The following is an 11435-nucleotide window of genomic DNA, read 5'->3' as shown; positions in this document are numbered from 1 at the left end:
TTACCCTGTTCACTGGCGTGCGCTGGAACATTTTCTGGCACAAAGTAACAATCGGCTAACGATTTCCCTCACGAGCAGCCAAAACCGCCTGATAGAGATCACGGTGCTTTGTCATTCCAGCCTCTGCCGCAACCTGCTTCGCGGCATCCTTCAGCCGCATGCCATCAGCCACAAGCTCCTCCACGCGGTCAACCAAGTCCTCCGTGGATACCTCCGTCGCCTGCTGCCCCGCGCCCTCAATCACCACCGTAATTTCGCCGCGGACACCTTCCTCCGCCCACGCAGCCAGCTCTCCCAGCGTCGCACGGCGAGTCTCTTCAAAACGCTTGGTCAGCTCACGGCTTACCGACGCGCGCCGCTCCTCACCCAAAATCTCCGCGGCATCGGCCAACGTAACAGCCAACCGATGCGGCGACTCAAAGAAACAACAGGCCCGCTTCTCTGTCTTCAGTGATTCCAGCCAGATCCGGCGCGCCCCCTGTTTACGAGGTGCAAAACCATCGAAGCAAAAGTGGCCGACGCCCAACCCGCTGAGAGCCAATGCGGTAGTCACCGCGCTCGGCCCCGGTACGCAGGACACGGGCACGCCCGCGTCGTGAGCAGCCGCCACCACAGCCAGGCCAGGATCCGACACCACCGGCATCCCCGCATCGGTCACCACAATGACTTTCTGTCCCGCCTTCGCCGCCTGAATCAGCGACTCAGTGCGGCTCTCTTCGTTGTGATCGAAGTTTGAAACAAACTTCCCCTTGGGGGAAATGCCCAGCGCTGTGGCCAGGTTGCGTGCTCGCCTGGTGTCTTCCGCGGCGATGATATCGGCGTCGATAAGCGCACCGCGCAAGCGGTCGGAGGCATCGGCGATATTGCCCAGCGGCGTTGCCACCAGAGTGATGCCAGGGGCCAGCGTCATTGCCTCGCTAAGAGGCGCGTTCTCGTGCGGTTGGAAGTTCGATGCCGAATGCGTCATGATTCCATAGCTTAAACTGACATTCGTGACCGATGCCGCTTTAACCCCACCACCGGAAACCAAGCGCCGCGCGAAAAAGCGTTTCCTGCGCCCGATTCCCCCGGTGCCCTCGCTGCCGCCACTGCGGCGGTGGGACAAATGGGATACCGCCACTTTTGTGGTTCTCGGAATCGTCGCAGCGCTAACCCGTTTCATCGGGCTTGCTGCCAAGACCGACAATGGCACCCCGCTCTTCGATGAAAAGCACTATGTGCCGCAAGCATGGCAGATTCTGGAGTCCACCCGCGACCCCATCTCGTCTGGCATTGAGGACAATCCCGGCTACGGTCTGATTGTGCATCCGCCAGTGGCCAAGCAGGTCATCGCCGTGGGCGAATGGATCTTCGGTTACTCACCAATGGGCTGGCGGTTTATGTCGGCGGTGTGTGGCACGCTGGTCATACTGCTGCTCATGGACATCGTCCGACGCATCTCTCGCGGCTCGCGGTTGGCAGTGGGTATCGCTGGTCTCTATGCGCTTGCCGACGGAGTGCTGTTTGTCTCCTCCCGGGTCGGCATGCTGGACATGATTCAGACCTTCTTCATCACTGCGGCCGCGTGGGCACTTCTCATCGACCAGGTCGATGCCCGCAAGCGCCTGGAATCCGCCACGGAGCTAGGTAGTTTCGGCCCCTATCTCAGTTATCGCTGGTGGCGACTGCTCGCCGGCATCATGCTGGGGCTTGCCACCGGGGTGAAGTGGTCTGGCCTGTATTACATGGCCGCATTCGGCCTGTGGTCCGTCTTCACGGATTTGGTCTCCCGCAAGAATGCCGGTGCGCACAAACCCGTGCTCGGCGCACTCGCCCGGGATACCGTCCCGGCGTTGCGTGATCTGGTGGTAGTCCCACTGGGCGTTTACTTCTTAAGTTGGCGTTCCTGGTTCGCCGAAGAAACGTCGGTCTATCGCCATGTCTCGCCCGAAGACCGCGATACGGGACTCCCCGGCACCGACTGGCTTCCCGAGGCCCTGCAGAACTACCTGCACTACCAAAACAGCGTGCTGAAGTTCCACGCCGAGCTGACCACCTCTAATGGCCACAAACACCCTTGGGAGTCCAAGCCTTGGGAGTGGCTGGTGAGTTGGCGGCCAATGCTCTACTACTCCACCGAAACCACCTGCAGTGACGGCCAGGAGTGCAAGGGCTGGATGATGCTCTTTGGCACCCCACCCATCTGGTGGTTGCTGGTCCCCGTGGTCCTGTGGGCCACATGGCGTTGGCTCGGCCGCCGCGACGGCCGCTACGCGCTGCCAGTCATCGGTTTCCTCGCCTCGTGGCTGCCGTGGGTCATCGGCTACGACCGGCAGATGTACTTTTTCTACGCCACCGCGCTGATTCCATTCGTACTCATCGCCTTTGCTCTGCTTGCCGACGATCTCTCACACTGGCGGCCCCGCGGTAAGCCGGTGGGGTTGGTAATCGTTGGCACGCACGCCGCACTAGTGGTGACCGCGTTTGTGTTCTGGCTGCCGATTTTGACCGGCTACCCGCTGCCTCTCAACCACTTTGAATGGCGGTTCTGGTTGCCGTCTTGGAGCTAGTCCCGCTGTGGTGGCACGCCTGTGACCGGCAACCCCGAGGCGGCCCGCCATGCCTGTGCGATTGCCGTCGGCGTATAGCCACCCAGCCACACAACGGCCAGCGTCAAAGCGGAGACAAACATCAAGGCCAGACCAGCGATCTCTGATGCTCCCTGGGCACCGATGAGAATGTCACGAATACCAAAACCGATGCTGAACGTGGCGACGGCACCGTAGACCGGCGCCATGCCCATGGCAGCACGCGGCCGCCAAGCAGCCCAGAACAATCCCACTGCCAATGCAAGCCGAATTGCCGCGAGTTGAATGGCAAGGCGTGCTCCGAGCTCCATTGGGTCAACGGTGGCAGTGGAACCGTCGATAGGCGATCCCGTGCTTGTTGCGATTCCCGCACCGTCCTGCGGCTGTGTCGAGGAAAGTCCAAGCGTCATCATGTCGGAGGCGTCGACCAGCGTCGCAATCCCCCAGACCGCCCAGCAAAGTCCCAATGCGATGAGCACCCCGCGGGCTGTGCCGGCTATGAGCAGCCAAGCGCGCTCACGCCGGCGGCGCTCCGGTTCGATAGAGACCAAAATGCGCTCCGAGAGATCATCCGTGGAAATCTCCGGCATGCCATCGGCAGGCCCAACCGTAAGGGCGCGGTTCAGCCGCACCGCTCGCTCGTACCAAGCTCGGCACTCCTCGCAGGCCCCAAGATGGGCATCGATGACTTCATCGGCAATACTTGCCTGCTCGCCATCGAGGCGAGCGGACAATGCTGCGCGAATTTCCTCGCACTCCACGGGGAATCTCCTCCGCTTTTAACTCTTAAGGGGGTTGTACCTAATGAGGTCTTACCTGATGAATTGCCTGTCCAAACTGAAACGGCCGGCTCCGAAAACGAAAATCATCACCAGACCGCCGATGAGTGACATCACGAGCTCCGCACCGTTGTCACGGATAAACAGGCCATTGCCCAGGTGCATCGACCACCAGGCACCAATCATCTCAATGATGAAGACCATCGCCACCGTCGGGGCCAAGAGCCCCAGAATCAGCAACGCGCCTCCGACCAGTTCGACTAGAGCGACAACCCAGACCGTCAAGTGCGCCTGCGGGATATTCGCAGCGACAAAGTAACCGGTCGTCTTGTCAATACCGGTGACAAAAATCTTGTCCCAGCCATGGCAGATGAAGATAATTCCGAGTATTAGGCGGAGAATCACGAGCGCGATATCGCGCATTACCGGTCGATCCATGAGGGACATGCTACCCGACGGCACGGTCAAAGCACGGTAGCACTGCGGCAGCGAAAGGCCAGCGACTTTAACATGCAAAAAGGCTTCTCCCAACCCCTCGGGAGAAGCCTTCCGCCAAACACACCCGGTGTGTCATGTCTTAGGTAGTGACATCGTAACAGGCCGAGTTTCTAACAAAAAATCGCGCTGACGTGCTCAGACAACTTTAAGGTTGTTCTACGGCTCAGCTCACAGGACTAGCTCACACGAGCCTGTGGCATTTCGTCATAATCGTCGTCATCAAAGCGGTAGTCAGTGTAGGCCAGATCTGCGAAATCCGGGTCCTCATCATCAAGCTCGACCACTACCGCGCCCGGACGGCGCAGACGCTGTGGAATTCCCAGCTCATCATCCTCGCGGTTACGCACGCCGAGGCGGGCCATCTTCATACGGCGAATTCGGCGAGCCCGCAGTTCCTGCTCTGCACGCACGGTGCGGCGCAGGTTGACCAGATACAGGGTCATCAAGCCGACACCGACCAGTGGAATCCACCAGGTCCAACCACCGGCGAAAGCAGCGATGATGACCGTGACCGCGATGAACGCTGCCAGCCCAGCAACCGAACGGCGGCGGCGGGCAAAGCGAGTCTCAGCGTACTGGGCATCCGAAATCGGATCGAACCCACCACGACCACGGCGCTTCTCAGCGAACGCGTAATCATCTTCGGTCAAGGTGTCATCGACAGCGACTGCGTCATCGTTGGACTCGACACTGTGGTCGCTGTCGTCCTCGACGGTCTCGTCGGGTTCCGCCTGCTCGTCTACGGTGTCTGCTGCCTCTTCAGTCTCAGAGAGAGCCTCAGCGTCCGCGTGCTCAGCGTCAGCCGCGGCACCGGAATCAGCGTCAGATTCAACGGCATCTTCGAACATCAAGTCATCGGCGTCGACAAACTGACGGCGAACGTCAACGCTCACATCGGAAGAGGACTCATCTGCACGAACCACGTCACCTTCGGCGGAGGCAACGGCGGAGTCAGATTCAGCATCCTCGTCATTAACGACAGCCTGCAGCGACTGGTCTGCAGACTCATCATCGGACACGTCCATGTCAGAGCGGTCAGAAGACTCAGCAGTGGCTTCCTCGGTAGCGGAATCATCCGCCTGCGGGGTCTCCTCTTCTGCATCTGCCGCTTCCAGCTCGTAGACGATATCGCCGTCAACGACGGCCGGGTCGGCCGCCTCGTCCACGGTGTCGTCGATAAGCACGTCGCTGACATCGAAGTCATCGTCGACCTGCGCGTCAACGGTTTCGAGAGAATCGTCGACTTCTTCGGCTACGCGCACGTCCGACTCCTTAAAAGACGGACGGCGGCGCGTCGTGGCCAACTCCTCGCCACCACGATGCAGCACGCGGGTCTTACCTAGCGCATCGGAAGTACGACGAATCGGCTTGCGCGTATTGACCACCAGCGGGGCCAGCACAAACAGCCACAGTACAACGATGAGTATCAGCAACAGTGAAGTTGACATATTTTGTGTCTCCTTGCGATTTCGCCCGGGGTTTCGCCGTCTCTCCCCGGCCCAAATACGCCACCCACATGCCCTTCCACAGAGGCATTTGCGAAGGCAGTCAGCGTATCTAGAGCGAATTCGCCCAATAGTAGAGTTGTCATCACCCTATCGGCGTGTGTTACTCAGACTACTCAGGCGCGCCGTTGCGGTGGGTATTTCTCCGCCTCTTCATATTGCGCGCGACCACTCGCCACGATGAGGTCCACTGCACTGTCCTCCCCCACCCGCGCATAAGTCAGATGATCGCGCCACGCGCCATCCATATGGAAGGCTTCCCGCGCCACGCCTTCGTACTCGAACCCACAGTTTTCCAGCACGCGTATCGACGGGACATTGCTGTCCAACACAGTCGCTTCAATTCGGTGGACGCCAACTCTCTTGGCATAATCCGACGCCAACGCCACTGCCGCAGTGGCGACCCCTCCACATGTAAAGCCGCTGCCGACCCAGTAGCCAATCCATGCGTGAGCGACGGGGAAAGGTGTAATACCGCCGAGTGTGAGCATGCCAGCGAACTGGCCGTCTACTTCAATGGTGGAGACAATCATGTCTCCCGCAGCCTCTGAACGACGCCAACTGCGCAGGTTACGGCGGAAAACAGAAGCCTTGTGGGCGTTATCCCAGTCGTCCTCGAGGGTTGGCTCCACGGGGCGCAAAATGGGCTCGTCGCGCAGCCGCAGTGTCCGCCATGCAGAGGCATCAGAGCGCTCTGGCACACGCAGGCGGACTCGGCCGCCACTGGTTACTAGACGAGAAGTACGCACAGCAACAATACTCGCGGTAGTGGAGTGAGGTTAGGCCTGGCGCGCCATGAACAGCACGTCAACTACATCTCCCGGACGCACGTGCAGCACGTCTTCCGGAATCACGATGAGGCTGTTGGCTTCCGACATACCGGCCAAAAGATGGGCTTGCGCACCGCCGGAACCTCCCAGCGGCTGCACCATGTATTCGCCGGTCTCGCGGTCACGCATGAGCTGGCCACGGATGTAGCCACGGCGCTTCTCCGCCGACTCGATCGGGCCGACAGCACGAGCGGTGACAGCGCGGCGGCGGGGATTGCGCTTCCCCAACGCCAGTCGGATGAGGGGACGAACCATGACCTCAAAAACGACCAATGCGCCGACCGGATTCGACGGCAGGAGGAACGTTGGAATCTTGTCATCTCCCAGCAGACCAAAGCCCTGGACTGAACCAGGATGCATAGCGATGCGGGAAACATCAACCTCGCCCAATTCAGCCAGCACACGGCGAATCTGCTCACCCGCGGCACCGCCGACAGCCCCCGTGATGACCAAGAGCTCACTGCGAATGAGCTGGCCTTCGATGATTTCCCGGATGCGGCGGGGCTCACCGGTGGCAATACCCACTCGGTGTACCTCAGCCCCAGCATCGCGGCCGGCTGCAGCCAGCGCGTAGGAGTTGACGTCGTAGACCTGACCGAGCCCCGGTGTGCGGTCAACATCGACCAACTCATTACCAATGGAAATCACGGACATACGTGGCTTGGGGTGCACCAAAACCTTCGAACGCCCCACCGCTGCCAGCAATCCAACCTGTGACGGCGAAATCACCGAGTCCAAGGACACCGCCACGTCACCCGGCTGCACGTCGTCACCGACCTTGCGCACAAAGTCACCGGAGTAGACCGGATGGAGAACATTAACTCGACGGCCACCGCGGTCGGTCCAGTTTAGGGGCACGACGGCGTCGGCAAGCGATGGCAGCGGCGCACCAGTTTGTACGCGCACGGCCTGCTTCGGCTGGAGACGCATCGGGTGGTGAGAGCCGGCTGTCACCTCACCGACAACAGGCAGCTCGACCTCGCGAAAATCAACATCACTCTGACGCGCATCCGGAGGTAAAGAACCAGATTCGCCGACGATATCGACAGCGCGCACCGCATAACCATCAATCGCTGACTGCACGAATCCCGGCAACGGCTGCTCTGCGATGACATCTTCAGCGCACAGCATGCCGAGGGATTCCGAAATAGCAACGCGCACAGGATCAGGCATCACAGCGTGTGCGGTGATTGCCGCCAACTGTTCTTCCACAGAACGCATGTTTTACCTTCCTCGGCACCAACCCGCGGTGCGCTTTATGCTATTCAGCTTCTCAGTACAAGCCTCTATAAAAAGGCTTTAAGCCTGTTCATCCTGCGCCAGACGCTGCTGCATGTAGTCGCGCAGCCCCTCGCCGTAGTCCGGATGCCTGAGTCCAAAGTCTACGCAAGCACGAATGAAGCCACCAGGATTTCCCAGGTCATGGCGGAACCCCTTGTGAACGACCACATGAACCGGATGCCCCTCTTGAATCAGCAGCTCAATTGCATCGGTGAGCTGGTATTCGCCGCCCTTACCGCGCGGGATGCGGCGCAGCGCATCGAAGATGGCGCGATCGAGCAAGTAACGTCCGACTGCAACGAAGTTGGATGGAGCATCCGCAGGGTCCGGCTTTTCCACCATGCCCTTGACTCGCTTCACATCGTCCCAGGCATCAGCGTCGGCCGCGTCAGCACCGAGCTCACCAGACTCCGCCGGGGTGGCGTCCTCAATATCGAAGACACCGTAGTTGTAGACCTCTTCATGAGGAATTTCCAGCGCACACAGCACCGAACCACCAAAGCGCTCGCGCACTTCCGTCATCCGATCCATCACGCCCACTGGGAGCACGAGATCGTCGGGAAGCATGACAGCAACGCTGTCCTCATCGTCTTCGAGCAGCGGCTCTGCGACCAACACCGCATGCCCCAGGCCCAGCGGTCGATCTTGAACAACGGATTCCACGCGAATGACCTCGGTGGCGCGGCGTACCTTCGCTGCAATCTTGTCCTTGCCACGCTCGGCGAGAGTCTGCTCAAGGTCCGGGCGCGGGTCGAAGTGCCCAAGCACGCCATCCTTACTCGGCGCTGTGACAATAGCCAGGCGTTGCGCACCAGTGGCGGCGGCCTCTTCAGCAATCATCTCGATGCCCGGCGTATCAACTACGGGCAGCAATTCTTTCGGCACTGTCTTGGTGGCAGGCAAGAATCGCGTACCCATGCCCGCGGCAGGAACGATGACAGTTCGAACCGGAGTAGTCATGTCCGAACCAGACTCTTTAGACGATGAGACCATAATGGCAACGATACCTATATAACTTCCATTTGCTCGGAGGCTGACCCCGCTTTTTCAACGCATTAATCAGAAATTTTCTCCTGCGCTGACGACAGAGGTCGCTCCCCTACCTGACAGAGTAGGTTTGCAGGTATGGCTCCGCTTCCCGAAACCACGTCTGATTTCAAAGCCCGCACACGGCACGAGGTACTCGCCGCACGCGCCGCCAAGGGGCAGCGTGAGCGCATGCTTGACGACGAAGCACTGGTACAGCGGTTGCAAGAATGGTTATCCAACACCGTCGGCGACCTCGCAAAACCTGTCATTGCCGCTTATGTCCCCGCTGGTGACGAACCCGGCGCAAGCGTTTCTAGTTCGACTGGCGGTAAGCCCGGCCAGGGCTTTGTGGAGGCTCTGGCAAACGCGGTTTCCGGAGCACGAATTCTGCTTCCCGTCTGCCCGCCCGGTCCACCACAACCGCTGCACTGGGGTTACTACAACGGCAGCTTCCACAAGGGCCGATTTGGACTCTTGGAACCTGTTTCGGTGGAAGACTCTGCTGGCCCAGCTGAGCTGGGTGTTGCCGACGCCATTATCCTGCCGGCAGTTGCGGCCGACCCCGCAACCGGGATGCGGTTAGGGCGTGGCGCTGGTTACTACGATCGCAGCTTGGTTTTCGCTCGACGCGACAGTGATACGGATGGGGTGAGAGCTGCGGCCATCGCTGTTGCAGTTTTCAACACCGAATTGCGCACGGAGCTTGCCTACGATGAGCACGACATTCCTGCCGATTATGTGATCACGCCAGCGGGGATTTCACAGATTTAATGGAACCGATTCCGGGATTTTCGCGCCTAACTTAATATGAGCCCAAAATATTCGTCCCGGTTTCCGCGTCCATTCCGAAAGCTCCGCCCCACAACTATTCGGCGAATAGTTGCAGTCACAGTTTTCCTATGTGCCGTCGGACTGGCGGCGGTGGAGTCATTGACACCTCGCAGCGGCCATATCCGGGTCATGATTAGCGCCAAATCCATTGCCGCTGGCGCATCGGTGGCAGAAGAAGATGTGGCTTTCAAGGACATTCCCCGGGATCTCGTTCCTGGCGGGGCCGTAACGGACATCGCTGCTGTGCGGGGACGCACCCTGGCCACCGGCATGTCACCAGGAGAGATACTTACAGAGCAGCGAATGGTCGGCCCGTCACTTGCCAAGTCGCTGACGGGGACGTCGGAAAGCAAAATTATTGCCATCACGTTGACTGATGTGGGCATCGTGTCCGCTCTTCGCACTGGTGACAGCGTGGATATTGTGTCGACCGCGGATGAGCGCGGGATGGCGGCACCGCTTGCACACGGAGCGAGAGTGGTCAACATCGTCGACGATGAGGTGGTTTTGGTTGCACTGCCCACCGGCGCCGCGGAGGTGGTGGCAGCGACATCGCTAACGTCCCCGCTCACACTGTTACTCGCGGGATAGTGACCAAAATCTCATTGATTACCAGATTTTATGCCCCTGAACAGTGCTTTTTGCAGAAAGTTGACTTGTCCCATAACTTAGCGAAGGGATACAATGGACAGGCAATTCAAAACTACGATGAGAGCTAAGAAGAGTGGCACTGCCAGACATCGCACTGCCCCGTCTCTGAAATCGTAGGGGCCTGCACTGAGCAACGCGATGACTCACAGGTCTCGTTTGGTTTGTTCCGTTTCTACAGAAGGAAATTTCCTATGCTTAAGGGCTTTAAAGAGTTCATCATGCGCGGCAACGTCATCGACCTGGCGGTCGGTGTTGTCATCGGTGCTGCGTTCACCGCAATCGTCACTGCTTTCACCGACAGCCTGCTCGAGCCGCTGCTGAACACCATCGGTGGCGCTGAGGTCACTGGCCTCGGCTTCGAAATCATCAAGGGCAACCCGTCGACCTACCTTGACTTCGCAGCTGTCATCACCGCAGTCATCAACTTCCTGCTGGTCGCAGCGGTTGTCTACTTCGTCATCGTTGCTCCGATGAACAAGTTCAACGAGATGCGTGAGGCTCGTCTGGAGACCTCCGCTGAGCCAGAGGTCACCGAGGCTGACCTGCTGACTGAGATTCGTGACCTGCTGGCAGAGCAGAACGGCAAGCCGAAGACGGAGCTGAACTAGCCTCTAGCTGCTAGTTGCAGGCTTCCGATAAGAAGCGAACTAACGCTTTTACACAGCGCTCATCCCCAATGGGGTGGGCGCTGTTTTGTCCAGTAGTCCACATCAAAATCACGAGCATCCTCCGGGGATTCATCGTGATAGTGCACTGTGCGCGCGGTTTTCGCACTGCGTGACTGGGCAAAGTTTTTCGCCGGTGCACCTGCGCGGCGGCGCTGCCTACGGCTTCCACTGCGCGGCGCAGCTTGCTCGGGCTGATTGGGCTGCTTAGCGTCGCCCATTCCTAAACGCTCCAGCGGCAGAGATCATCAAGCACATGAGAGACCAGCGGGAGAATTGTCGCCATGCCATCGCGCACTGCAGCGCGAGACTCCGCGAGATTGATAATCACTGTCTGACCGGACACACCGGCCAAACCGCGGGACAGACCGGCATCCAATGCGCCAGCTCCCATACCGGAGTTACGAATAGCCTGCTCGATGCCCTGCAGTCGCACATCGAGAACCTTGCGAGTGGCATCCGGGGTCTTCGCACGAGGCCCAACACCAACACCGCCCACCGTAACGACCAAATCTGCGCCACCGACAACAGCGGTATCTAGAGCCTTCCGGATCTCACGCTTCACTGCACCAGTGCTGACCACGGCATCGACCGAGTAGCCGTCTTCTTCCAACAGCTCAACCATGAGCGAAGCCGCACCATCCGGGTTCTCGAAATGGTCACCCACGAGGACAACGAACGCATTTCGAACCTGGCCGTCGTCGTTGATAAGACGCTCCATCTCAGCGAGGTTGACGTCACTTGGCTCAGTACTCACGGTTTCACTCATCTGCTCTATCTCGCTTTCTCCCACAGCTTT

The 11435-nt window shown here is 59.4% G+C and carries 12 protein-coding genes; 4 read left to right on the top strand and 8 right to left on the bottom strand.

Annotated features, from left to right (window positions below; translation table 11 throughout):
- Positions 1–55: 55 nt before the first annotated feature.
- The gene (gene rsmI / locus ADM64_RS02770; protein WP_187269939.1) at positions 56–910 is read right to left on the bottom strand and encodes a 16S rRNA (cytidine(1402)-2'-O)-methyltransferase; all 855 of its coding nucleotides are present in this window, start codon (positions 908–910) and stop codon (positions 56–58) included.
- Between the two features lie 142 nt (positions 911–1052).
- Here rsmI and ADM64_RS02765 point away from each other — a divergent pair, with 142 nt between their 5' ends.
- The gene (locus ADM64_RS02765; RefSeq protein ID WP_370647694.1) at positions 1053–2549 is read left to right on the top strand and encodes a dolichyl-phosphate-mannose--protein mannosyltransferase; all 1497 of its coding nucleotides are present in this window, start codon (positions 1053–1055) and stop codon (positions 2547–2549) included.
- Here ADM64_RS02765 and ADM64_RS02760 read toward each other — a convergent pair.
- The 6 genes from ADM64_RS02760 to ADM64_RS02735 all read right to left on the bottom strand — a co-directional run bounded on the left by ADM64_RS02760 (position 2546) and on the right by ADM64_RS02735 (position 8453).
- A complete protein-coding gene (locus ADM64_RS02760; protein ID WP_049193057.1) occupies positions 2546–3328 on the bottom strand; it encodes a zf-HC2 domain-containing protein in 783 nt (260 codons plus the stop codon). The two genes, ADM64_RS02765 and ADM64_RS02760, sit on opposite strands and share 4 nt — an antisense overlap.
- Before the next feature lie 51 nt (positions 3329–3379).
- Positions 3380–3784, bottom strand: coding sequence for a DoxX family protein (locus tag ADM64_RS02755; protein ID WP_049193070.1), 405 nt, complete (start codon positions 3782–3784; stop codon positions 3380–3382).
- Between the two features lie 236 nt (positions 3785–4020).
- Positions 4021–5292: a gephyrin-like molybdotransferase receptor GlpR gene (glpR, locus tag ADM64_RS02750; protein ID WP_016423263.1), complete on the bottom strand. Its 1272-nt coding sequence runs from the start codon at positions 5290–5292 to the stop codon at positions 4021–4023.
- 173 nt (positions 5293–5465) lie between these two features.
- Positions 5466–6098 (bottom strand): GNAT family N-acetyltransferase, encoded by a 633-nt coding sequence (locus ADM64_RS02745; RefSeq protein ID WP_049193056.1) that lies wholly within the window; start codon positions 6096–6098, stop codon positions 5466–5468.
- A gap of 30 nt (positions 6099–6128) precedes the next feature.
- Positions 6129–7400, bottom strand: a complete 1272-nt coding sequence (glp, locus tag ADM64_RS02740; RefSeq protein ID WP_005511382.1) for a gephyrin-like molybdotransferase Glp — start codon at positions 7398–7400, stop codon at positions 6129–6131.
- 78 nt (positions 7401–7478) lie between these two features.
- Positions 7479–8453: a UTP--glucose-1-phosphate uridylyltransferase gene (locus tag ADM64_RS02735; RefSeq protein WP_016423265.1), complete on the bottom strand. Its 975-nt coding sequence runs from the start codon at positions 8451–8453 to the stop codon at positions 7479–7481.
- Between the two features lie 132 nt (positions 8454–8585).
- On the opposite strand from ADM64_RS02735, the gene ADM64_RS02730 reads away from it, so the two are divergent.
- The 3 genes from ADM64_RS02730 (at position 8586) to mscL (ending at position 10579) form a co-directional block, all read left to right on the top strand.
- A complete protein-coding gene (locus tag ADM64_RS02730) occupies positions 8586–9260 on the top strand; it encodes a 5-formyltetrahydrofolate cyclo-ligase (protein ID WP_049171297.1) in 675 nt (224 codons plus the stop codon).
- Positions 9261–9449: 189 nt separating this feature from the next.
- Positions 9450–9911 carry an SAF domain-containing protein gene (locus tag ADM64_RS02725; protein WP_241486314.1) on the top strand — a complete coding sequence of 154 codons (462 nt, stop codon included), beginning with the start codon at positions 9450–9452 and terminating at the stop codon, positions 9909–9911.
- Positions 9912–10162: 251 nt separating this feature from the next.
- Entirely contained in the window at positions 10163–10579 is a 417-nt protein-coding gene (gene mscL / locus ADM64_RS02720) for a large-conductance mechanosensitive channel protein MscL (RefSeq protein WP_049193054.1), read from the top strand.
- A gap of 280 nt (positions 10580–10859) precedes the next feature.
- Here mscL and ADM64_RS02715 read toward each other — a convergent pair whose 3' ends face one another.
- Positions 10860–11429 carry a MogA/MoaB family molybdenum cofactor biosynthesis protein gene (locus tag ADM64_RS02715; RefSeq protein WP_005511427.1) on the bottom strand — a complete coding sequence of 190 codons (570 nt, stop codon included), beginning with the start codon at positions 11427–11429 and terminating at the stop codon, positions 10860–10862.
- Positions 11430–11435 lie beyond the last annotated feature (6 nt).

The sequence above is a fragment of the Corynebacterium sp. 401_CJEI genome, from assembly GCF_001076435.1.
Taxonomy (GTDB): domain Bacteria; phylum Actinomycetota; class Actinomycetes; order Mycobacteriales; family Mycobacteriaceae; genus Corynebacterium; species Corynebacterium jeikeium_D.
Note: the sequence above shows the minus strand (reverse complement) of the source record. Positions and strands in the feature narration are given on the sequence as shown.